At 65.9% G+C, this 21,088-nt stretch carries 20 protein-coding genes; 8 read left to right on the top strand and 12 right to left on the bottom strand.

What is annotated here, in order from left to right; genetic code table 11:
* Positions 1-36: 36 nt before the first annotated feature.
* The gene (locus JL100_RS31265) at positions 37-1,089 is read right to left on the bottom strand and encodes a fasciclin domain-containing protein (protein WP_202684212.1); all 1,053 of its coding nucleotides are present in this window, start codon (positions 1,087-1,089) and stop codon (positions 37-39) included.
* Positions 1,090-1,335: 246 nt separating this feature from the next.
* On the opposite strand from JL100_RS31265, the gene JL100_RS31260 reads away from it, so the two are divergent.
* The 4 genes from JL100_RS31260 (at position 1,336) to JL100_RS31245 (ending at position 5,450) form a co-directional block, all read left to right on the top strand.
* On the top strand, positions 1,336-1,527 hold the full coding sequence (locus tag JL100_RS31260) for a hypothetical protein (protein WP_202684213.1): 192 nt from the start codon (positions 1,336-1,338) through the stop codon (positions 1,525-1,527).
* A 196-nt stretch (positions 1,528-1,723) separates the two neighbouring features.
* Positions 1,724-2,833, top strand: coding sequence for a helix-turn-helix domain-containing protein (locus JL100_RS31255; protein ID WP_202684214.1), 1,110 nt, complete (start codon positions 1,724-1,726; stop codon positions 2,831-2,833).
* Entirely contained in the window at positions 2,830-4,620 is a 1,791-nt protein-coding gene (locus JL100_RS31250) for a sulfatase-like hydrolase/transferase (RefSeq protein ID WP_202684215.1), read from the top strand. Before JL100_RS31255 ends, JL100_RS31250 begins: the two co-directional genes overlap by 4 nt.
* Positions 4,621-4,673: 53 nt before the next feature.
* The gene (locus JL100_RS31245) at positions 4,674-5,450 is read left to right on the top strand and encodes an outer membrane protein (protein ID WP_202684216.1); all 777 of its coding nucleotides are present in this window, start codon (positions 4,674-4,676) and stop codon (positions 5,448-5,450) included.
* 60 nt (positions 5,451-5,510) lie between these two features.
* On the opposite strand, the gene JL100_RS31240 is transcribed toward JL100_RS31245, so the two are convergent.
* The 8 genes from JL100_RS31240 to JL100_RS36725 form a co-directional block, all read right to left on the bottom strand.
* Positions 5,511-6,545 carry a formylglycine-generating enzyme family protein gene (locus JL100_RS31240; RefSeq protein ID WP_202684217.1) on the bottom strand — a complete coding sequence of 345 codons (1,035 nt, stop codon included), beginning with the start codon at positions 6,543-6,545 and terminating at the stop codon, positions 5,511-5,513.
* Positions 6,536-7,540: an HAD family hydrolase gene (locus JL100_RS31235; RefSeq protein WP_202684218.1), complete on the bottom strand. Its 1,005-nt coding sequence runs from the start codon at positions 7,538-7,540 to the stop codon at positions 6,536-6,538. Before JL100_RS31235 ends, JL100_RS31240 begins: the two co-directional genes overlap by 10 nt.
* Positions 7,541-7,611: 71 nt before the next feature.
* Complete coding sequence (locus JL100_RS31230) at positions 7,612-9,099, bottom strand: arylsulfatase (protein WP_228421654.1); 1,488 nt, start codon at positions 9,097-9,099, stop codon at positions 7,612-7,614.
* Positions 9,100-9,702: 603 nt separating this feature from the next.
* Positions 9,703-11,565, bottom strand: coding sequence for a dihydroxy-acid dehydratase (gene ilvD / locus JL100_RS31225; protein WP_202684220.1), 1,863 nt, complete (start codon positions 11,563-11,565; stop codon positions 9,703-9,705).
* A 370-nt stretch (positions 11,566-11,935) separates the two neighbouring features.
* Positions 11,936-12,199 carry a BrnA antitoxin family protein gene (locus JL100_RS31220; RefSeq protein ID WP_202684221.1) on the bottom strand — a complete coding sequence of 88 codons (264 nt, stop codon included), beginning with the start codon at positions 12,197-12,199 and terminating at the stop codon, positions 11,936-11,938.
* The gene (locus JL100_RS31215; protein ID WP_202684222.1) at positions 12,159-12,428 is read right to left on the bottom strand and encodes a BrnT family toxin; all 270 of its coding nucleotides are present in this window, start codon (positions 12,426-12,428) and stop codon (positions 12,159-12,161) included. Before JL100_RS31215 ends, JL100_RS31220 begins: the two co-directional genes overlap by 41 nt.
* Positions 12,429-13,337: 909 nt before the next feature.
* Positions 13,338-13,664 carry a GNAT family N-acetyltransferase gene (locus tag JL100_RS31210; protein WP_202684223.1) on the bottom strand — a complete coding sequence of 109 codons (327 nt, stop codon included), beginning with the start codon at positions 13,662-13,664 and terminating at the stop codon, positions 13,338-13,340.
* Complete coding sequence (locus JL100_RS36725; RefSeq protein ID WP_202684224.1) at positions 13,622-13,861, bottom strand: hypothetical protein; 240 nt, start codon at positions 13,859-13,861, stop codon at positions 13,622-13,624. The genes JL100_RS31210 and JL100_RS36725 overlap by 43 nt, the downstream gene beginning before the upstream one ends.
* Before the next feature lie 228 nt (positions 13,862-14,089).
* Between JL100_RS36725 and JL100_RS31205 the strand changes: the two genes are divergently transcribed.
* The 3 genes from JL100_RS31205 (at position 14,090) to JL100_RS31195 (ending at position 17,341) form a co-directional block, all read left to right on the top strand.
* Positions 14,090-14,851, top strand: coding sequence for a YsnF/AvaK domain-containing protein (locus JL100_RS31205; RefSeq protein ID WP_202684225.1), 762 nt, complete (start codon positions 14,090-14,092; stop codon positions 14,849-14,851).
* Positions 14,852-15,006: 155 nt separating this feature from the next.
* On the top strand, positions 15,007-15,657 hold the full coding sequence (locus JL100_RS31200; protein ID WP_202684226.1) for a phasin family protein: 651 nt from the start codon (positions 15,007-15,009) through the stop codon (positions 15,655-15,657).
* 472 nt (positions 15,658-16,129) lie between these two features.
* Positions 16,130-17,341 carry an ISAzo13 family transposase gene (locus JL100_RS31195; RefSeq protein ID WP_228421677.1) on the top strand — a complete coding sequence of 404 codons (1,212 nt, stop codon included), beginning with the start codon at positions 16,130-16,132 and terminating at the stop codon, positions 17,339-17,341.
* A gap of 164 nt (positions 17,342-17,505) precedes the next feature.
* Here the strand turns inward: JL100_RS31195 and JL100_RS31190 are convergent, their stop codons facing one another.
* The 3 genes from JL100_RS31190 to JL100_RS31180 all read right to left on the bottom strand — a co-directional run bounded on the left by JL100_RS31190 (position 17,506) and on the right by JL100_RS31180 (position 19,921).
* Positions 17,506-18,009 carry a GNAT family N-acetyltransferase gene (locus JL100_RS31190; RefSeq protein WP_202683215.1) on the bottom strand — a complete coding sequence of 168 codons (504 nt, stop codon included), beginning with the start codon at positions 18,007-18,009 and terminating at the stop codon, positions 17,506-17,508.
* A gap of 141 nt (positions 18,010-18,150) precedes the next feature.
* Positions 18,151-18,663 carry a TY-Chap domain-containing protein gene (locus JL100_RS31185; RefSeq protein WP_202683214.1) on the bottom strand — a complete coding sequence of 171 codons (513 nt, stop codon included), beginning with the start codon at positions 18,661-18,663 and terminating at the stop codon, positions 18,151-18,153.
* A gap of 433 nt (positions 18,664-19,096) precedes the next feature.
* The gene (locus JL100_RS31180) at positions 19,097-19,921 is read right to left on the bottom strand and encodes an alpha/beta fold hydrolase (RefSeq protein WP_202683213.1); all 825 of its coding nucleotides are present in this window, start codon (positions 19,919-19,921) and stop codon (positions 19,097-19,099) included.
* A 249-nt stretch (positions 19,922-20,170) separates the two neighbouring features.
* Here JL100_RS31180 and JL100_RS31175 point away from each other — a divergent pair, with 249 nt between their 5' ends.
* Positions 20,171-20,977 carry an alpha/beta fold hydrolase gene (locus tag JL100_RS31175; protein WP_202683212.1) on the top strand — a complete coding sequence of 269 codons (807 nt, stop codon included), beginning with the start codon at positions 20,171-20,173 and terminating at the stop codon, positions 20,975-20,977.
* Positions 20,978-21,088 lie beyond the last annotated feature (111 nt).

Raw genomic sequence — 21,088 nt, 5'->3', positions numbered from 1 at the left:
TCCCGACCCGCCTTGGCTCCCGCTTCCCATGCGCCGTCAATTCAAGCCGAGGGAGTCCAGGCTCGCCTCTTCGGCGGACCCGATCTCGTCGGCACTCAGGTCGGCGATCAGGAGCGGCTTCCCCACGGCGACCCGCACCCGCTCCCAGGGGATCGCGACCGTCTTGCCGAACAGGCCGAAGAAACCCGGGAACCGCGCGAGGATCAGCCTGATCTCCCCGGTTTCGGGGGAGAACACGACATGCTCGACGACGCCTTCGCTTTGTCCGTCGCTGCTCGTCACGGCCATGTCCTTGAGCCGGTCCACCGTGAGCCGGGCGGCGTCGGCCGCGGCGACCTCCCGCGGCGGCGGTTCGGACGGTGCCTCCTGCCGGCTTACCGGTTCGGGGCGCGACGGCAGCTCGGTCAGGAACTCCGTCTCCGCGCTCCCCTCGTCCGGGGAAACGCTCCCGCCCCCCGTGGTCTCGGCCGGCTGGATCGCCGTGGCTCCCGGCTCGATCACCGTCACCTCGGGCTCGAAGACCGTCACCTCCGGCTCGGCCGTCGCCTGCCCGGTTCCGGCGGCGTCCGGCGCCGGAGGATCCACGTCGAGGGCGGCCATCGGGAGCATCACCGCGTCCACCCCGTGGACCACGGCGTTTCCGGCCTCCAGGTCGCCCAGGACCACGCGGGCGGCTTCACCCGCGATGGGGCGGGGATCGCTGAACAGGGTCAAGTCACCGCGTTGCCACGTCACGCGCAGGACCCCGCCGTCCGCGGTATGCAGCGTGCGCGGAAGATCGTCTGAGGGCAGCGCCGCGCCTTCGACGACGTGATGCCTGACGATCCGGCGCAACGCCTCCGGTCCGGCCGCCATGAGGTCGCGGAAGCTCTGGGGAGGAAGCCGGGCGAAGGCCGCGTCCGTCGGCATGAACACGGTCCGGGGTCCCGGGGCGTTCAGCTCGCCTTCCAGCCCGGCGCCCCTCACGAGGGTCATGAAATGGTCGAACCGGCCGGCCTCGGCCGCCGTCGCCGTCAGATCCGCGGCGAAGGCCTGCACCGGTGCGAGGATGATCATGGCGATGGCGGGATAACGCAGTTCGTGCTCCATCGGCTGCCGGTCGCTTCGACCTCTTGGGAATGCCTGTGCCTTGGCAACCATGGTCGGCCCGGTCGGTTCCCCGATACCTTCATGCCGGATCGGCGCACCCATCCGCGCCGGTGCCTCCGCAGTTTATTTACTTCTTCACGCCAAGTATTTGGCGTCATAAAAGCATCATGGAACCGCAAGCCTCGTCCGATGTCGAATTGCTGAAGCGATCCACAATCAAATACCTGGACGAATTGGGAAACATCCATGCGGCGGGATCACCTGTCCTTTTCGCAGTTCATTGTCATTACCGGAGTCACGGCGGTGATATTTTTCCTGTCGCTGATTCCGCTGGAGATGATCCCGGAAATCCCGGTGGATATCGACCAGAAGGCCTTCTTCCTGCCGTTCCTGCTGGCGGCTCTCCTCCCGGTCGGGCGGTCCACCGGATCAGCCTAGACACGAAAGGGAAGAAGCTGGGGACCTCCCATACCTCATCCTTTGATCATCATGCCACGCGGGATCGGAGCACCGGCTTCGCACCGGGCTCCCCTGCGTCACGGGGCGGGACACGGTCTATTCGCCGAAAGGATCGTGTGCAGGGGAAGCGTCTGGATGCATCCTTGGGCCTGGACATCTTTCTTGAGGCCGGAAGATGCGAAGAACGCCCGGTGATGCGAAGATCCTTGCCGGCCGGACGGGCCGGGCACGGTTCGACGACGCGCAGTCGATGATGGACAGGGTGCTGCGCGATTGGACGCAGGAATGCTTCCAGATCTCGCCCGGCCCCGGAAGCGGGCAGCACCTCTTCGTGGAGACCGAAGGGCTGAGGCTGGACGCGAGCCACTGGTCGACGGGAGTGCTGATCCGGGGAGAGGGAGCCCCGGAAAGCGTCTGTATCGGCTTGGTCGACGGCGATCCCGCCCCGGTCCGGTTCCGCGGACGTCCGGTGGCGCCCGCCCGCATTCCGCTGGTCCAGTCCGCGGTGGAGTTCGAGTTCGCCTCGGTGATGCCGACGGCGGCCCTGGTGCTGACTATCGATCGGACGGTCTTTCAGCGCCACGCGAACGCCATGTGGGGACGGGAGCTGGCACCCGGCGCGGCCTACATGCTGGCCCTGTCCGGCATCGATCAGGGCCTCGTCCTCGTGCAGCGGCTGAAGGCCATGCTCGCGGTCCTGCATGAGCAGTCGTGTTACCTCGCGTCACCGCGGATCGCGGCCCTGGCGACCGACAAGATCCTGTCGGAACTGCTGGCTTCGGCTGTGATGGATCCGCAGCGCGTCGTCCTTCCGCACCGCCATCACCTGGCCCGGGACGCGGCGGCCTACTTGCGGGCCGTGACGGACCAGCCGGTGAGCATCAGGCGACTGTGCGAGCTGCTGGACGTCAACTGGCGAACCCTCGACCAGGGCTTCCTGGAACTGTACGGCGTGACGCCGAAGGCCTACATGCGCGTCGCGCGGCTGCACCATGTCAGGCGCGCCCTGTCCGCCGCCGATCCGGCCGACCGCACCGTGACCGACATAGCCGTATCCTGGGGATTCTTCCAGCTCGGCCGCTTCGCCGTCGAGTACCGCAGGCTGTTCGGAGAGAAACCCAGCGATACCTTGTGGAAACGGAAGACCGGAAGCCGGGATGCCGACGGCTCCGGCCGGTCGAACGACGTGCCAATTCCGCACAGCCGGCAGAGTCGGCGCCTGGATATGATTGTTTCCAAACGAAGATCGGCCGACGACGCCGATACGACGGAGGGAACGACGTGACGCGACATCCAGACGCCTCGGCCCCGGCAAGCGCCGTCCCGGTTTCCAGGCGCGGCTTCTTCGGCTTGGCGGCGGGTGCCGCGGCGGCTTCCTCGGGGTTGGGGCCGGCGCGGGTCGCGCTGGCCGACGAAGCGCCGCGCCCGGCGCGGGGCCCCGCCGGGAGCCGGCCGAACATGCTCTTCCTGTTTTCGGACCAGGAGCGGTACCGTTCCTCGTGGCCGGCCGGGCTGAGCCTGCCCGGACAGGAAACGCTGCGGCGCAAGGGAGTCACGTTCCACGCCCATTACTGCCCGGCGACCATGTGCACCTCGTCGCGCAGCGTTCTCATGACCGGTCTCACGACCCCGAACAACGGCATGTTCGAGAATTGCGACGTGCCCTGGATCAAAGGGTTTCCGCCTGGCGTCCAGACCATCGGCCATATGCTGCGCAAGGCCGGGTACTACACCGCCTACAAGGGCAAATGGCATCTCAACAAGGAATTCGACAGCAAGGATCCGGACCTTCTTTTCACCGGCGAAATGGAGCGGTACGGCTTCGCCGACTACAACGGCCCCGGCGACATCATCGGGCACACGCTCGGCGGATACCAGTTCGACCACCTGATTTCCGGGAGCGCGGTGACCTGGCTGCGCCGCAACGGCCGCCCGCTGTCGGACGACGGAAAGCCGTGGTGCCTGTTCGTCAGCCTGGTCAACCCCCACGACGTCATGTATTTCAATACCGACCTGCCGGGCGAGCGGGTCCAGGACCCCGGCGGCCTGATGATGCGGGCGGCGCGGGCGCCCGACCACCCCCTCTACAGGAAAAGCTGGGATCAGCCGCTGCCGGCGAGCCTCAGGGAGCCGCTCGACGCGCCGGGCCGTCCGAAGGCCCATGGGGAGTTCATGAAAGCCTGGCGCCATATCCTGGGCGAGGTGCCCATGGAAGAGGAGCGCTGGCACCGGTTCAACGACTACTACGTCAACTGCACGCGCGGCGTGGATGCCCAGCTCGCGCGGGTGCTCGGCGAGCTTGACGATCTTGGTCTGGCGGACCGCACGATCGTCATCTACACCACCGACCATGGCGAGGCGGCGGGCGCGCACGGGATGCGCGGAAAGGGTCCCTTCGCCTACCAGGAGGCCATCCACCTGCCGTTCTACCTGATCCACCCCGACGTCGGCGGCGGGCAGGACTGCCGCGCGCTGTCGTCGCACATCGACATGGTGCCGACGCTGCTTTCCATGGCCGGCGTTCCGTCCGGAGGCGTGGGGGAACTGGCCGGGCGCGACCTGCCGGGCAAGGATCTTTCGCCTCTCCTGGCCGGTCCGGCTTCGGCTGGAGTCCACGCCGTCCGGGATGCCGTCCTGTTCACCTACAGCGGCCTCGCCCTCAACGACGCGGGCATCATGGAGCGCAACGCCGCGGCCAGGGCCGCCGGCAAGAACGTGCTCATCGAACTGGCCCGCCAGCGATACCTGCCCGACTTGAAGAAACGGGGCAGCCTGCGCACCGTCTTCGACGGCCGCTACAAGTTCAGCCGCTATTTCGCGCCGACCGAGCACAACGAGCCGACCACCGTCGACCAGCTCTACGACCACAACGATGTCGAGCTGTTCGACCTGGAACGGGATCCTTCCGAGACCGACAATCTCGCCAGGGACAGGGCGGCGAACAAGGATCTCATCCTCGCGATGAATGCCAGGCTGAACACGATCATCCGGACCGAGATCGGCGTCGATGACGGAAGGGAGCTGCCGAACATTCCGCTGGTGGACTGGGCCATCGACCGCGTGGACATGTAAGAATGGACGCGACGGCAGCGCCCCGTGCAATCGGAGCCCGACGGGAGAAGCCAATGCGATCAGCCGCCTTAAGTTCGGCACGTGTCCTTGCCATAGCGACCGCCGCGGCCGCCGCCCTCCTGTCGGGAACCGGCGGCGCCCGGGCGGAGGAGTTCGGCGGCTCCGCGGCCCTGTATGTCTGGCTGCCGAGGATCGACGGCGAGTTCTCTTCGGCGGCCGGCGGGCGGACCGTCGAGACCTCGATCAGCCGGGGAGACCTTCTCGAATCCCTGGATTTCGGCGTGATGGGGGCCGGGGAAATCACTTACGGACGCTTCGCGCTGCTCAACGACACCGTCTATTCGAAACTGGGCAACGACGGCTCGGTCCGCGGCAACCCGTCGGTGTCGGTCGATGTCGATACGAAGATGCTGCTCACCACGACGGCGTTCGGATACCATGCCTATGTGGACCGGGGCAGGCTGATCGAGCCTTTCGCCGGCGTCAGGTACGTGTGGATGAGCACCGACGTGACGGCGACGAGCAGCGCCCTGGAGGGAGCGACGGCCGGGGCCGATCTCGACGTCAGCTGGTGGGATCCGGTGATCGGCGTGCGCGGGCGGCTGCCCTTGTCCGAGACGTGGACGGTGAGCGGAATCGCCGAAATCGGCGGGTTCGGGATCGGATCGGAGTTCACCTGGCAGATCTTCGCCGGCGTGGAATACGCGATCTCCGAGCGGATCAGCGCCAATGCGGGGTTCCGCTATCTTTCCATCCGCTATTCGGCGGATCGGGTCGATGTCGATGTCAGCCAGTACGGTCCGCTGGTGGGATTGGTCATGCGTTTCTGAAGGCGCCTTCCGCCCGGGGCCACCCGGCCCGAACGCCTCCGGATCGCGCAGCCTCGGACTTCAGGGGCGATCCGGGGCGTGGTGCACGGTGCGGAAGCCCAGATGGCTTGCCCCCAGGCTCAACTCCTGCGGCTGGCGGGCGCTCGGCCGGTAGCGGGCGCAGAAATTCTGCGCGCACAGCCATGATCCGCCTTTGATGACCACCGAAGGACCGGCCGCTCCGGCATGCCGTGCCGCAGCGGACTCGCTCGGGCCGCCCGGATCGGTCGCCGCGTCGGCCGGATGGCCCGGGACATACCAGTCCTTCGTATACTCCCAGACATTGCCGGCCATGTCGAACAAGCCGTACCCGTTGGGACCGAAGCATCCGACGGGCGCGGTACCGTGATAGCCGTCGTCCGCACTGTCCTTGACCGGGAACAGGCCCTGCCACGTATTGGCTTTCCATCCCGACGCCGGGTCGAAGTACCGGTCCCCCCAGCTGTAGGTGGCGCCGTCGAGCCCGCCGCGGGCCGCGAATTCCCACTCCGCCTCAGTCGGCAGGTCGTGGCCCAACCAGTGCGCATAGGCCAAGGCATCCTGATAGGCGACATGTATGACGGGATGATTGTTCTTGCCGACGATCTCGCTTCCCGGCCCCAAGGGCGCGCGCCAGTTCGCCCCGCGCGCATAGCGCCACCACTGCCTGACATCCGCCAGATCGCGCAAGTCTTCCGGGCTGTGGAACACGATCGATCCGGGCTCCAGAAGCTCCGCCGGGATCCCCGGGCTGTCCTTCGGATCGAGCCCCCGCTCCGCCATCGTGACGTAGCCGGTCGCGGCGACGAACCGCCGGAACTGCGCGTTCGTCACTTCATGCCGGTCGATCCAGAAACTCGATACGGTCACCGGATGCGCCCTGCGCTCCTCCGGCCGTTCATCGTCGTCACCCATGGTGAAGGCGCCACCTTCGATGCGGACCATTCCCGCCAGGGAGTCCGGACCGGGCGGCAGGCCGCCGTAGCCGTCGCAGAGCCGATCAGCCTGCGCTGCGGCACTGGCGAGGATCGAGCCAAGAGCGACGGCCGCGTGCCGGATCGCCTTGCTTACTCCCATGGAAACACGCGCTCCCAGTCGCGCCGCATGGAGACGACCAGCCAGTTCGCCGGACCCGCGGCATCCAGCGCCTTGTCGAGGCGACCCACATGGCTGTCGCGATCGTAGCTGTATTCCCGTCCGGCGTCGTCATGGCGGATGATCACGCCGAGCCGGCGGCCATCTCCCGACGTGCCCCATTGCAGCATCTGGAGATCGCCGTCGGAATTCCCGAACACGGCGATCGGCCGGCGGCCGATGAACTTCTGGATGGCCACCGGCTTGCCCGCCTTGTCGTCGATGAAGTCCACCTGCGGCAGCCGCACCAGGACAGGCTTGCCGTCCCGCACGCGGAATTCCGTGACGATACTCGACCCGATGACACGCTCGCGGGGCAGACCATAGACATGCTCGACCCAGGGCCTCATGAACTCGATGCCGCCTCCGGAAACGATGAAGCTCTGGAAGCCGTTCTCCTCGAGCAGCCTCAGCACCTCCAGCATCGGCTGATAGACCAGTTCGGTGAAGCGCCGATCGAAGCGCCCGTGCCGCGCCCGTGAAATCCAATCGGCCACGAGAGCGGCGAACTCGTCGGTGGTGTTTCCGGCATGCGTCGCCATGAGGAGATCGAGCAGTCCCCTCTCTCCAGCCGCCAGGAGGGCCGCGGTATCGTTCTCAAGAACAGCCTTGAAGGGTTGATCCGTTTTCCACTCCGGATGCTCCGGGGCCAGGATGCCGACGCGGTCAAGGGCGAACTGAAGTTGGGCATAGTAGGGCTGCTCCACCCACAGCGTCCCGTCATTGTCGAACACCGCGACCCGCTCGGCCGGCGCCACGAAATCCGGTCCGCCCTCGGCGGTGACGGCGGCAACGAACTCGAGGATCGCCGACTTGCCGGCGCCATCCCTCCAGGATGGAAGAGGGTCGGCCGAGGCATGGCCAACCTGAAACAGGCACAGGATCGCGACCACCGCGATCAGCCGAAGGCCGGATGAATCACGCGTCTCGGCACGCATAGCCGTTTCTCTCCCGTGGAACGGATCGATCCAGCTCGATGGACGGCCGGAGCCGCCCACCGGCGGCAAGATCAGTTTCCGGATGTGTTGGTGACCAATCGGGCCATGACCTGATCGATGCTGAAGCTCGCCGCCTTCTGCCGGGGCGGGAATTCCTTGAAGCTCTGGAGCCAGTTCGCGACGTAGGCCTGGGCCGGCACCAGCGCGAAGATGCGCTCGAACCTCCAGCGGACATAGTCCATGCCCTCCTCATCGGCCCGCTCGAACGGGTCGCCGCGCAGCGTGAACAGCTTCGGTACGCGGAGCTGGACGAACGGTTCCTGCCACACATCGAAACCCTCGGCTCGCTGTTCCAGGAAGTGCAACTTCCACTGATCGTAGCGAAGCGCCGCCAGATCCCCGCCGTCGGTCCAGTACAGGAACTCCTTGCGCGGCGCTTCCCGGACCTCGCCCCGCAAGTAGGGCAGCAGGTTGTAGCCGTCGAGATGCACCTTGTAATCGCGCCCGATCGCCGAATACCCCCTCAGCAGTTCTTCCTTGATGTTCGGATTGCCGGCAGCCGCCACAAGCGTGGGCAGCATGTCCTCGTGGGAAAAGACATCGTTGTGGATGGTGCCGGGCTCGATCACGCCGGGCCACCGGATCAGGGTCGGTACGCGATAGCCGCCTTCCCACTGGGTGTTCTTCTCGCCGCGGAACGGCGTCGTGCCGCCGTCAGGCCAGCTCATGACCTCGGCGCCGTTGTCGGTCGAATACATCACGATGGTGTTGTCGGCGATGCCCAGATCGTCGAGCTTCTTCAGCAACTGCCCGACGTGCCCGTCATGCTCGACCATGCCGTCCGGATAGATGCCGATCCCCGTCCTGCCACGGGATTCAGGCTTCAGACGGGTAAAGACGTGCATCCGCGTGGAATTCCACCAGAGGAAAAAGGGCTTGCCCGCCGTGGTCGCCCGATCCAGGAAGTCCAGGGCGCCAGCCGTCACTTCCTCGTCCACGGTTTCCATCCGCTTGCGCGTCAGCGGGCCGGTATCCTCGATGGTGCCGCCCGCGGTCGCCCTGATGACGCCGCGCGGCCCGTATTGTTTCTTGAAAGCCGGATCCTTGGGATAGTCCTCGTTCTCCGGTTCCTCCTCGGCGTTGAGGTGGTAGAGATTGCCGAAGAACTCGTCGAAACCGTGGTTCGTCGGCATGTGTTCGTCACGGTCGCCCAGGTGGTTCTTGCCGTACTGGGCGGTCATGTAGCCGCGGCTCTTGAGCAGCCCGGCAAGCGTTGGATCTTCCATCCTCAGCCCGATCTCCGCACCGGGGAGGCCGACCTTGGTCAACCCCGTGCGAACCGGCGCTTGCCCCGTGATGAACGCCGCGCGCCCGGCCGTGCAGCTCTGCTGTCCGTACCAGTCGGTGAACAGCGCACCTTCACGGGCGATCCGGTCGATGTTGGGCGTCTTGTACCCCATCACGCCCAAGTTGAACGCGCTGATATTGTACCAGCCGATATCGTCGCCCCATATCACGAGGATATTCGGTTGCCTGTCCTGCTGTTGTTGCTGAGCCATCGAGGGAGGAACAAAGACTGCGAATGCCAGGATGAAAGAGGCGACAAGAACATGCATTTTGCATCTCCTTCATTCGTTTCGTTTCTTATGTTTCTTTTCAAACTTTGCATTGACCATGCTGGTTTTCGCTCTTTTCTAGTCTGCTTACAACAAATTGAAGCGTATGTTTCATAATTGCCTTTGGATCATCTCAAATAGAGTATGTCGGGAAGCGCGATCACTCGATCTGGTGATCGCCCATGGCCCCGGGGTGGCCTTTCGGACACTTGATGAGTCTTCGGGTCCCCTGTTCCGTGGAATGGATCGAGGTTGAACCGTCGGGAACCCGTTCATCCACGCCCGGCAGCCGTGGTCGCAGGCGGGAGGCCCTTCAGGGCCTCCCGCCCAGGTTCTCGTGGCTATGCTGTATCGCTCGACGGATCGCCGCTGTCGCGGCGCCGCCGCGAACAATCTGGTCCCCATGCATCACTCGACCGATGCGGGAGCGATGCGCCATCGAACCATGGCGCCAGATGGGGCACCGGTCTTCCGTTCACCTGGACGCCGGAACCGCCCGCCCCGCCGGACACGGCGGTCCGGCGGGGCGGTCCGGGAATGCGGAACCTACGGCCGAGGCGCTCGCGTCGCCGCCGACACGTCCCTGACGGCGCCGCGGGCGGCGCTGGTGGTCAGCGCGGCATAGGCCTGCAATGCGACGGAAACGGGCCGGTGGCGGTCGCGCGGCTTCCAGGCGTCGGCGCCCAGCACCTCCATGGCGGCGCGGCGGGAGGCCAGTTCCTGGTCGGTCAGGGCGACGCGGATCGAGCGGTTCGGGATGTCGATCTCGATCAGGTCGCCTTCCTCGACCAGCCCGATCGCCCCGCCCTCGGCCGCTTCCGGCGAGACATGGCCGATCGACAGGCCGGAAGTGCCCCCGGAGAACCGCCCGTCGGTGATCAGGGCGCACGCCTTGCCCAGGCCCTTGGACTTCAGGTAGCTGGTCGGGTACAGCATCTCCTGCATGCCGGGCCCGCCGCGCGGTCCCTCGTAGCGGATCAGCACCACGTCGCCGGCCTGGATGCCGCCGTTCAGGATCGCCTCGACCGCCGCGTCCTGGCTCTCGAAGATGCGCGCCGGGCCGGAGAACTTGAGGATCGAGGCATCGACCCCGGCCGTCTTCACGATGCAGCCGTCCTCCGCCAGGTTGCCGTAGAGGACCGCCAGGCCGCCGTCCTTGCTGAAGGCGTGCTCGGCGTCGCGGATCACGCCGCCGGCCCGGTCCACGTCGATCGTCTGATAGCGCCGCTCCTGGCTGAAGGCGACCACCGTCGGGATGCCGCCGGGAGCCGCGGAGTAGAAGCGCAGGACGTCATGGTCGTCGGTGCGCTTGACGTCCCAGCGGTCGAGCGCGGCGCCCAGGGTCGGGGCGTGGACCACGGGAAGGTCGCGGTGCAGGTGGCCGGCCCGGTCCAGCTCGCCCAGGATCGCCATGATGCCGCCGGCGCGGTGGACGTCCTCCATGTGGACATCGGGGACCGAGGGGGCGACCTTGCAGAGCTGCGGGATGCGGCGGGACAGCCGGTCGATGTCCTTCATCGTGAAGTCCACCTCCGCCTCGTGGGCGGCGGCCAGCAGGTGCAGCACGGTGTTGGTCGAGCCGCCCATGGCGATGTCGAGCATCATCGCGTTCTCGAACGCCTCGAAGCTCGCGACCGAGCGGGGCAGGACGCTGGCGTCGTCCTGCTCATAGTAGCGGCGCGCGATCTCGACCACCGTCCGGGCCGCCTGGAGAAACAGGCCCTTGCGGTCGGCATGGGTCGCCAGCACGGAGCCGTTGCCCGGCAGCGCCAGCCCCAGCGCCTCGGTCAGGCAGTTCATGGAGTTGGCGGTGAACATGCCCGAGCACGACCCGCAGGTCGGGCAGGCGGACCGCTCCATCTCCAGCACCTCGGCGTCGTCCAGGCTGGGATCGGCCGCCGCGACCATGGCGTCGACCAGATCGACCGCCCGGGTCTTGTTGTGCAGCTTGACCTTGCCGGCCTCCATCGGGCCGCCGGAGACGAAGACGGTGGGGATGTTCAGCCGCAGGGCCGCCATCAGCATGCCCGGCGTGATCTTGTCGCAGTTGGAGATGCAGACCAGCGCGTCGGCGCAGTGCGCGTTGACCATGTACTCGACGCTGTCGGCGATGATCTCGCGCGAGGGCAGGCTGTAGAGCATGCCGGAATGGCCCATGGCGATGCCGTCGTCCACCGCGATGGTGTTGAACTCCTTCGCGACGGCGCCCGCCGCCTCGATCTCCCGCGCGACCAGCTGGCCCAGGTCCTTCAGATGGACGTGGCCGGGCACGAACTGGGTGAAGGAGTTGGCGATCGCGACGATCGGCTTGCCGAAATCGCCGTCCTTCATGCCGGTCGCGCGCCACAGGCCGCGCGCTCCCGCCATGTTGCGGCCGTGGGTGGAAGTCCTGGAACGGAGATGGGGCATCGGGTCCTCTGCGCAGCCGCCCGGGTCGCGGGCGGCCTGTAATCGTCGGGGGCTGCGGACGGAACCGCGCGAGGCCGGCGGAACTCGTCGTCGAACCCCTGGTCCCGGAACGTTCCGTCCCCAATTCGGCGCGATCATAGAAGGCGGCGGGAAGGGGGGCAAGGCTCCTTGTCCGGGCACCGGGACCGCGGGAGTCGCCGGCCCGCCGGGCGGGAGCCGCGGACCAGGAGGGCTTGCCGGCCGGCGCTCCGTGGCGATGTGGCGATGTGGCAATGCAATCCATGTTGCGCCCGGCCCCGGTCCAGCGGCATCGGCAGGCCGCTCCGCGCCGTAATCGCGGCCAGCCCGTCCTGCGCGGCCCGAAGACCGGTCAGGGGCGCAGGCCGGCTGCCTTGCGCAGCGCCTCATTGATCCTGGTCTGCCACCCCGGACCCGTCGCGCGGAAATGTGCCAGCACGTCGGGGTCGAGGCGAAGCGTCGTCAACTCCTTGGGCGCCGCTGCCTTCGGTCGGCCGCCCCGCCGCGCCTTGGCGAACCATTCGTCCGTCAGCTCCGGCACATCGACGGCGTCCCAATCCTCCTGGCTGACATGGTCAGGCTTGGGCGGCGTGGTAGCGGCGTTCTTCCCGGTCATTGGCCTTCCCCGATCCGATGATGCGCGTGTCGTCACCGCGCGGCGTCCATGCCATCACGTGCAGGCGGGGCCCGATATAGCCGATGGATATGAAGCGGCCCTCGCCGTAATCCCGGCGCTCGTCCACGGCGGTCAGCGCGGTATCCCAGTCGAACCCTTCGGCAGCGGCGAAGTCCAGCCCATGCTTGGCAAGGTTCGCCACGCGTTTGGCTTCGTCCCAGGTGTTCATCCCGGTTATCGTAGCTACGATAACATGGACGGGAAAGCGGTTTTTGTAGCTACGGCACGGGGATGTATGCCTAGGAAGCCTGCACTTGATCGGTTTGCCGTAGGTCGGCCTCGGCCGACGCCGACAGCGTGGCCGGAGCGTTGATGCGGGGTGTCGGCGTTCGCCCTGACGGGCGAAGGCCGACCTACGCCACTCCGCTCCGCAGAACTCATCAAAATCACTGTGCAGGACCACTAGACAGGATCGGCCTGGTTGAGGTTAAGGACGATGAGGAGACTGGCCGTCTCAATTCCAGTGGCAACTCCGATAAGGTTCGGACAGAACATTCCCGCTATGGTTCCGCAGTGATGGTTACTCGTGATCCCAAGACCAAGGATTGGTACCGCGTCGAGTATTTCCCAGATATCCGTCGCCATCAGCCAGCCGCTCAGTTCAGAATCGCTGACCTGATATGGACAAAATGAGCAGGTGATGATGGGCCGGGATGAAAGCTCGCCTGTAGTGCCCGGTTCCGATACGCCGATGCAGGCGCATGTCGGGCGAATGGAGAATGCCAATGGGTGGGTGTGTCCCGATTATCGGAATTATTGCTAGGATAGTAATCTTATCCTGCTTCTGCTATTGTGCCGCTCGCACCCTCGTGCGCGGGATCTTTGACAATTGAATCACACAGCCGCCTGTGCGGATCGATGTTCATGGCCGATCCGGATGACCGAGAGGTGTTCTGGCGGAGGATGACCCGGAATGACCTCCAGAGGGAAACTCCCCTCAAGGGAGTGACCTTGGAACGGCCCGGGATGACCTTGACTGACCATCCTCCGGCTTTTCGCACGGTGCCCCGCCAACCCGCGACGCCGAGGTAGACGAATCATGACACCCGCTGTCGTTTGCTGATATAGCCCGGGGGTGTCAACACCGGACCGGCGTCCCGTCGCCGCCCCAATGGCCGGCAGGCCGGGTCAGCCCGTAAGCAACCGCCCCAAAAAAGATCGTGCCCGGCACCGGCGTGTCGTAATAGGGGGCGACGGGCGTGAACCCCGTCTTTTCGTAGAGCGCGATCGCCTCGGTCAGGTTCGGCAGCGTGTCCAGCCTCGTCTCGCGGTATCCGATCCGCACCGCCTCCGCGACGATGGCGTCCACCAGCGCCCGGCCAAGACCGAGGTTGCGCCCCCGCGGCAGGACGTAGAGCCGCTTCATCTCGCAGCAGCCGCCCTCAGGGCCGCCGGCGGGTGCCATGGGCCGGAGCGCCACGCAGCCCAGCGGTTCTCCCGCGGCGCCGCGTAGTTGCCCGGGAGGGTCGCCAATTCCTCGGCGAAGCCCCGGTAGGCGAGGTCGATCCCGAGGGAGGATGCGTATCGCCCGAACAGGCGGGCCGTGGCCTCGAAGTCGGCGGCCGCCCTGGCCGGTTCGATCCGGAAGAGGTCTTGAGGCACGCGGAGTCATGCTGTCCAGCTCTGCGATGCGGAAGGAGAAATAATAGCGCCTTCTGAGCCGCATGATTGATATAGTGAATGCAGTGAATTCTCTTCTATTAATTCCGATGTACAGGAAACTCATAGAAATCCAACGCCATACTTTTTTGTAAGCAATAAATAAACTTTGGGCTGAACAGATATTTTACTATGTTATCGCACCGCAGCATACTACATTGCAGTTGCGAGATGGGCGCTGATAACCCAGTTTCCCAAGCACAGATCATCAAGGAATTTAGCATGACCACTTCCATCATTGGCCTTTTCGAGAACAGCAGCATTGCGAACAAGGTTCTTGGCGAACTGACCAAGGCCGGCTTCCAGAAGAGTGCGGTCGAGATCCTGCAGGACGTCGCCGTTTCCAAGATCTCCAGCCGGCTGGTCGAAGCCGGTTATGAAAAGGACAAGGCCGACAGCTACGGCAATGCGATGCAGAAGGGCGGCGCCCTGGTCGTGGCGGAAGCCGACGACGACAAGGCCGACGATGCCTTGAGCACGATGCGCAGCTTCAAGGCCCTGACGCCGGAAGCGCTGTTGGAGAAGCTTGGCAATCGGACCGACGAGGCGACCGGAAGCGCCCAGGTGATCGAGGAGGAACTGGAAGTCGGCGTCTCCCGCACGACCGGCGGAAAGCGCCTGAAGACCGAGGTCAGCGAGCGCGAAGTCCAGGAGACCGTGACCCTCCATGAGGAAAACGTCGAGGTCGAGCATACCAAGGTCGATCGGGTCCTGAAGCCGGAAGAAGCCGCCAAGGCGTTCCAGGAGGGCACGATCGAAATGACCGAGGTTTCGGAAAAGCCGGTCGTCACCAAGCAGGCCCATGTGGTCGAGGAAGTGGCGCTGAGCAAGCACTCGGGCGAGCGTGACGTCACTGTCAGCGGCACTGTTCGCCGTCAGGATGTGACCGTTGAGGAAATCGACCGTAAGCCGGCCGGTTCCAAGGCTTCCTAAACCGGGATGCTGAACCCGGGCGGTGCATTTCGTCTTGCCGGACATCGGGTCGTCGATCCGATGTCCGGCGGTCGGCGCCGCCTGTCTCCCGCATTCCCCTTCAAGGGCTTGCGATGCAGAGACTTCAAACCGAGGAACAATCCATGTCAGCCGTAGTGAAGACTGCCGATGCCGGCAAGACCGTTCGCGATGCCGGCGCCGAGATGGCGAAAAGCGCTCACGACGCGTCCAACCCGGATACCCAGCCGGCTGCCCAACCGGTCCGGAAAGTCGTCGAAGCCACCGGCCGCGCCGAGATCCGGAAGAATGCCGAGGCCGCCGGACAGAACCTCCAGAACGCCGCCCAGGAACTGCGCGGCACCATGGAGCGCTCGGATGAACCGGCCCGCGATGCCGCCGATGCGGTCCATCAGGCAGGCGGCCGGGCGGTCGAATCGACGATGGCCGGCCAACTCGGCCGGATGCCGGCGATGCAGGACAAGGCATTCAAGCAGGTGGCGGGCCGCACCCAGCAGAACCTGGGGGTCATGATGCAGACCGGCGTCATGCTGGCCGACGGTTTCCAGATGGTGATGCGCGAATGGGCCGACTACACGCGCCAGGCCATGCAATGCAACATCGACGGCATGAACAGCATCCTGCGCGCACGAACCCCGCAGGACCTCGTGGCAGCGCAAAGCGCCTTGCTGAATCAGGAAATGCACGTGATGCTGAACAGCAGGATCAGGATTGCCGAGGCGACGGCCAAGGTTGCCAAAGAGGCTTCCCAGAGCATCAGCGGGCGGGCGCAGCCGCGGGACCAGTAAGCCCCGGGGGCATTCCCCGGGAACGGGCGGGCAACTCCGGCCGCCGTCTCGGGCTGCGACGCGGCGACGGTCGCAAGGTCGGACAGGCATTTCTCGCTGAAGCTTCTCGGCTCCTCCGTCATGACTCCGGCGTGCGACCCCCGGTTCCATGGTCCCGCTCGACGGGCATCTCGTTGGGATGGAAATCCTAGCGCGCTTCTGCTACTGTGCTGCCCGCGCTCGCGCGGGGTCTTTGACAACCGAATCATGGTTTTCCCGGTGCTGACAGGTTCGCCAAAGCCGTTAGGCGGGCCGGAAACCAGGATCGGTCGGGATGACCGGGTATGACTTGGCGGAGGATGACCCGGAATGACCTCCAGCGGGGAATTCCCCACAAGGGAGTTAGGAGACGCGCAGGAATAATTAAGACATATTAGTGTGATGTTTCCGGTGTAGGCTATGATCTTCGCTGGTGATTGCCATATCGGGCGGCATGATTGATGAGCGTGCGATACGAGAGCGGTACGAGGCGATCCGGGACCAGTTGGACGAGCGCGGACGACGCCTGTTTGCGGCGGCTGAGGCAAGGTCTGCGGGACGCGGTGGGGTGGTGGCCGTGTCGCGGGCAACCGGTCTGGCGCGCGGCACCGTCGAGCGAGGGCTGAAGGATCTTGATCAGCCAGCGCCGCCCGGCGGGCGTGTCCGCCGGGCCGGGAGCGGGCGGCGGCGCCTGCCAGCCAAGGATCCAACGCTGCTGGAGGACCTGCGTCGCCTGGTCGAGCCGGTCACGCTCGGAGACCCGATGAGACCGCTGCTGTGGGTCTCCAAGAGCCACGTCAAGCTGGCCAAAGCACTGCAGAAGATGGGTCATGCGGTCAGCCCGAATACGGTGCGCAAGCTGTTGCACCAGCTCGGCTATGGCCGCCGGGCCAATCGCAAGGCCAATGATGGACGCCAGCATGCCGACCGTGACGCTCAGTTCGAGCACATCAATGCCCGGGTCCTGGCCTTTCAGGCCGAGGATCAGCCGGTAATCTCGGTCGACACTAAGAAGAAGGAGCTGGTTGGCAACTACACCAGCAAGGGCACCGAGTACCGCCCCGAAGGCCAGCCACGGCGGACCGAAGTTCATGACTTCGAGAACAAGGACCTCGGCAAGGTCGTGCCCTACGGCGTCTACGATCTGGCCGACAACAGCGGCTGGGTCAGCCTCGGCGTGACCAGCGACACCGCCGAGTTCGCGGTCAACGCCATCCGCTCCTGGTTCGACAACAAAGGTCGCGACCTCTATCCCGCGGCCTCCCGGCTGATGATCACGGCCGACTGCGGCGGCTCCAATGGAGCTCGCGTGCGGCTGTGGAAGCGTGAGCTTCAGGACCTGGCCGACCAGACCGGGCTGACGATCTCGGTGTGCCACTTCCCGCCCGGAACCTCGAAGTGGAACAGGATCGAGCATCGCCTTTTCTGTCATATCACGCAAAATTGGCGTGGCTATCCCTTGACCAGCCGCCTGGCCGTGATCGAACTGATCGCCGCTACCACCACAACGACCGGCCTGACGGTCGAGTGCGAACTGGACACCAACACTTACCAGAAGGGTGTCAAGGTCACCGCCGCTGAAATGGCCACCCTCAACATTGAGCGCGATGGCTTTCATCCGGAATGGAACTACACCATCGCGCCGCGCCACATACCTCACAACTGATCCAGTTATTTATGCGTGTCTCCTTACCTTGGGGATGACCTTGGTTGACCGTCCGCCGGTTTTTTCGCACGGTAACCCTCCCGTCCGCAACGCCGATGCGGACGCATCATGACATCCGCTGTCGTTTGTCGACACGCTCCGGAGGGGGGGCGGCAGGCTCCGGGTCAGCCGGCGAGCGACCGTCCCAGGAAGATCGTCCCCGGCACAGGCGTGTCGTAGTAGGCGGCGATCGGCGTGAATCCCGCCTTCCGGTACAGCGCGATCGCCTCGGTCAGGGTCGGCAGCGTGTCCAGCCGCATCTCGCGGTATCCGATCCGCACCGCCTCCGCGACGATGGCGTCCACCAGCGCCCGGCCAAGGCCGAGGCCGCGCCCCTGCGGCAGGACGTAGAGCCGCTTCATCTCGCAGCAGCCGCCCTCAGGGCAGCCGGCGGGCGCCATGGGCCGGAGCGCCACGCAGCCCAGCGGTTCTCCCCCGGTGCCGTGCGCCAGGAGCAGTTCGCCGGCCGGCGGCGCGTAATTGCCCGGGAGGGTCGCCAGTTCCTCGGCGAAACCCTGGTAGGCAAGGTCGATCTCCAGGGAGGATGCGTATCGCTCGAACAGGCGGGCCGCGGTCTCGAAGTCGGCGGCCGTCCTGGCCGGTCCGATCCGGAAGAGGGGTTGAGGCATGGCGTCTTCACAGGTTCGGCGGTGCCCGATCAGCTTGACCCGGCCGGAACAGGCTGGTCGATGCGTTGGGTCACGGCCCGACGCGTCGCGACGAGTGGAACGGCAGGCCGCGGGAACGGGTCGGCCCGGACGGAAATCGCGCTATCCGCTTGTAGGCTGGTCGGAGAGTTTCGGTCCGACCGTCAGGGAGATCGCCTCTCCCTGCTGCGCGCCGTAAGCTTCCAGCGCCTTGCCCAGTTCTCGCGCCGCGCTGCCGTCGGCCAGGCCGGCGCTGTCGATGTCCTTCTTCCAGTTGTCGGATTCGTTCTCCGGAGCCGCCCACCCGAGGCGTTTGAGAATGTCGGGAGTGTCCGCCTTCATGAGAGGATGATTGAACTTGCTGACTGCCTCGGCGAGAAGGCCATCCTGGGTGCGGGTCAGGGTCACATAGGACTTGTCCTTCTCGATGTAGACCTTCGCCGCCATCTCGGGCTGTGACGCGACGAAAGTCGCGAGGTCGGACAAGCATTGCTCGCTGAAACGTCTCAGCTGCTCCGTCATGACTCCGGCGCACGACGGCTGTTCCGGCTGCTGGGCAACCGCTCCGCCTGAACCCGCCGCGGAAACCGACAGCGCGAAGGCCGTGACCTGTAGAACCGTCCGCCAGCGGATCATCGAGCCTCTCCCTGTGATGCTACCAGGGACAACAGGACCCGGGACCCCCGGTTCCCTGATCAGGCTCGACGGGGAGTCCCGCTCGACGGGCGCTTCATTGGGATGGAAATCCTACTACGCTTCCGCTACAGTGCCGCTTGCGTTCGCGCGGGGTCTTTGACAGACGAATCACACGGTGCCCGATATGGATCGGCTTGCCCAAGCCGGGCGCCGTCCCGGGCGGAGGATGACCCGGGGCGGCCGGGGATGACCCTGATTGACCATCCGCCGGCTTTCCGCCCGCCTGCCTTTCAGAGAATGGCCTGTCCGACCGCGAGCCGATGCGCACGATTGATGACATCCGCTGTCGTTCGTTGACATACCCCCGGGGGGGCGGCACCGGGCCGGCGGTACGCATCGGAAGGACGGCCCCGGCACGGGGCCGTCCGCCGCCTCATGCCTGGATGAACGCGAGAAGGTCGGGGTTGATGATGTCGGCGTTCGTCGTGCACATGCCGTGCGAAAGCTTCTCGTAGACCTTCAGCGTGCCGTTCCTCAGCAGCTTCGCCGAAAGCAACGCGGAATCGGCGATCGGCACGATCTGGTCGTCGTCGCCATGCATCACCAGCGTCGGCACGTCGATGGCCTTGAGGTCCTCGGTGAAGTCCGTCTCCGAGAAGGCCTTGATGCCGTCGTAATGCGCCTTGGCGCCGCCCATCATGCCCTGCCGCCACCAGTTCTCGATCACGCCCTGGGACGGTTTCGCATCCGGCCGGTTGAAGCCGTAGAAGGGGCCGCCCGCGATGTCGAGGTAGAACTGCGCCCGGTTGGCGGCCAGCTGCTGCCGGAACCCGTCGAACACCTCGATCGGCAGGCCGCCCGGATTAGCCGGCGTCTTCACCATGATCGGCGGCACGGCGCCGATCAGCACGAGCTTCGCGACGCGGCCCTGGCCGTGCAGGGCGGTATAGCGGGCAGCCTCGCCGCCGCCGGTCGAATGGCCGACATGGATCGCGTCGCGCAGGTCGAGATGCGCCACGAGTTCCGCGACGTCGGCGGCGTAGTTGTCCATGTCATGGCCTTCCCAGACCTGGCTCGACCGGCCGTGCCCGCGCCGGTCATGGGCGACGACGCGATAGCCCTGGTCGAGGAAGTAGAGCATCTGCGCGTCCCAGTCGTCCGAGCTCAGCGGCCAGCCGTGGTGGAAGACGATCGGCTGTCCGGAGCCCCAGTCCTTGTAGAAGATCCCCGTGCCGTCCCTGGTGGTGATCATGCCCATGTCTCTGCCCCCTTTAGGTGATGGATGTAGGTGATGGCTGAACCTGGTTTGCGAGGAAGGCCGAACGGTCGCCGGCACCGCGGCGCCGAGGCTGCATACCAGGATATCACAACGACTCGGTTTCACCTTTTCCGGAACGGCGCGGCGTTTTCCCATCACGCCGGAATCTCCTACAATCGCAGGCGGGGCCCCGCGCCCCGGCGCCATGGGACGATGACGGCGTCCGCCAACCTGGAAGAAGAATCAGACATGACCGCACCAGAAACCCCGTCCTGCGACGTCGTGGAGGCCGAACGCCGGATCCGGATCGGGGACGGGAGCCTCTTCGCCAAGATCTGGACGCCGGAAGGCCCGGAGGCCGACCGGCCGGCGCCGATCCTGCTGTTCCACGATTCCCTGGGGTGCGTCGACCTGTGGCGCGATTTTCCCCGCCTGCTCGCCTCGGCGACGGGCCGGCGCGTGGTCGCCTACGACCGCCTCGGCTTCGGTCGCTCGGACCCTCATCCGGGACGGCTGGAATCCGACTTCATCTCCAGGGAGGCGCGGCAGGTGGTCCCGGCGCTGTGCGAGCAGGTCGGGGCGACGGACTTCGTCGCTTGCGGACACAGCGTCGGCGGTGGCATGGCCGTCGAAACGGCGGCCCGGTTCCCGACGCGGTGCCGCGCGCTCGTGACGATCGCGGCCCAGGCTTTCGTCGAGGACAGGACGCTCGCCGGGATACGCGCCGCCCGGCGGGGGTTCCAGGACCCCGCCAACCTCGCGAGGCTGGCGAGATACCACGGCGGCAAGGCCGAATGGGTCGTGGACGCCTGGATCGGGACGTGGCTCGCGCCCGGGTTCGCTGACTGGAACCTGGACGGGGTCCTGCCGGCGGTCCGCTGCCCCGTGCTCGCCGTCCATGGCGACGGGGATGAATACGGGTCCGGCGAACACCCCAGGCGCATCGCCGCGGGGCGCGGAACCGCCCACATCCTTCCGGAGACCGGCCACGTGCCGCATCGGGAGAACCCGGAAGGCCTGGTCGCGGCGATCCGCCGGTTTCTCGGGGGGATCTAGGCGCGCGCCGTTCCCGCCTCGCGGCGGGGCAGGGGGGATACCGGCCCTTGGTTGGAACGAAACGTCAACGATCCGGCGGCGGAAAGCCGGGAACCCACAGACATATCCCCC

The sequence above is a fragment of the Skermanella mucosa genome, assembly GCF_016765655.2.
GTDB classification, from domain to species: Bacteria; Pseudomonadota; Alphaproteobacteria; order Azospirillales; family Azospirillaceae; genus Skermanella; species Skermanella mucosa.
The sequence above is the reverse complement of the archived record's forward strand: the minus strand, read 5'-3'. Positions and strand labels throughout refer to the sequence as shown.

Bases quoted from the DNA above. Each gene is read 5' to 3' on its own strand.
- JL100_RS31180 (WP_202683213.1), bottom strand. From the start codon at position 19,921: ATGGGCATGATCACCACCAGGGACGGCACGGGGATCTTCTACAAGGAC.
- JL100_RS31235 (WP_202684218.1), bottom strand. From the start codon at position 7,540: ATGCGTGCCGAGACGCGTGATTCATCCGGCCTTCGGCTGATCGCGGTG.
- JL100_RS31220 (WP_202684221.1), bottom strand. From the start codon at position 12,199: ATGACCGGGAAGAACGCCGCTACCACGCCGCCCAAGCCTGACCATGTC.
- JL100_RS31185 (WP_202683214.1), bottom strand. From the start codon at position 18,663: ATGATCCGCTGGCGGACGGTTCTACAGGTCACGGCCTTCGCGCTGTCG.
- JL100_RS31245 (WP_202684216.1), top strand. From the start codon at position 4,674: ATGCGATCAGCCGCCTTAAGTTCGGCACGTGTCCTTGCCATAGCGACC.
- JL100_RS31255 (WP_202684214.1), top strand. From the start codon at position 1,724: ATGCGAAGAACGCCCGGTGATGCGAAGATCCTTGCCGGCCGGACGGGC.
- JL100_RS31215 (WP_202684222.1), bottom strand. From the start codon at position 12,428: ATGAACACCTGGGACGAAGCCAAACGCGTGGCGAACCTTGCCAAGCAT.
- JL100_RS31175 (WP_202683212.1), top strand. From the start codon at position 20,171: ATGACCGCACCAGAAACCCCGTCCTGCGACGTCGTGGAGGCCGAACGC.
- JL100_RS31260 (WP_202684213.1), top strand. From the start codon at position 1,336: ATGCGGCGGGATCACCTGTCCTTTTCGCAGTTCATTGTCATTACCGGA.
- JL100_RS31240 (WP_202684217.1), bottom strand. From the start codon at position 6,545: ATGGGAGTAAGCAAGGCGATCCGGCACGCGGCCGTCGCTCTTGGCTCG.
- JL100_RS31230 (WP_228421654.1), bottom strand. From the start codon at position 9,099: ATGGCTCAGCAACAACAGCAGGACAGGCAACCGAATATCCTCGTGATA.
- JL100_RS31205 (WP_202684225.1), top strand. From the start codon at position 14,090: ATGGGCGCTGATAACCCAGTTTCCCAAGCACAGATCATCAAGGAATTT.
- ilvD (WP_202684220.1), bottom strand. From the start codon at position 11,565: ATGCCCCATCTCCGTTCCAGGACTTCCACCCACGGCCGCAACATGGCG.
- JL100_RS31195 (WP_228421677.1), top strand. From the start codon at position 16,130: ATGATTGATGAGCGTGCGATACGAGAGCGGTACGAGGCGATCCGGGAC.
- JL100_RS31265 (WP_202684212.1), bottom strand. From the start codon at position 1,089: ATGGAGCACGAACTGCGTTATCCCGCCATCGCCATGATCATCCTCGCA.
- JL100_RS31190 (WP_202683215.1), bottom strand. From the start codon at position 18,009: ATGCCTCAACCCCTCTTCCGGATCGGACCGGCCAGGACGGCCGCCGAC.
- JL100_RS31210 (WP_202684223.1), bottom strand. From the start codon at position 13,664: ATGGCACCCGCCGGCGGCCCTGAGGGCGGCTGCTGCGAGATGAAGCGG.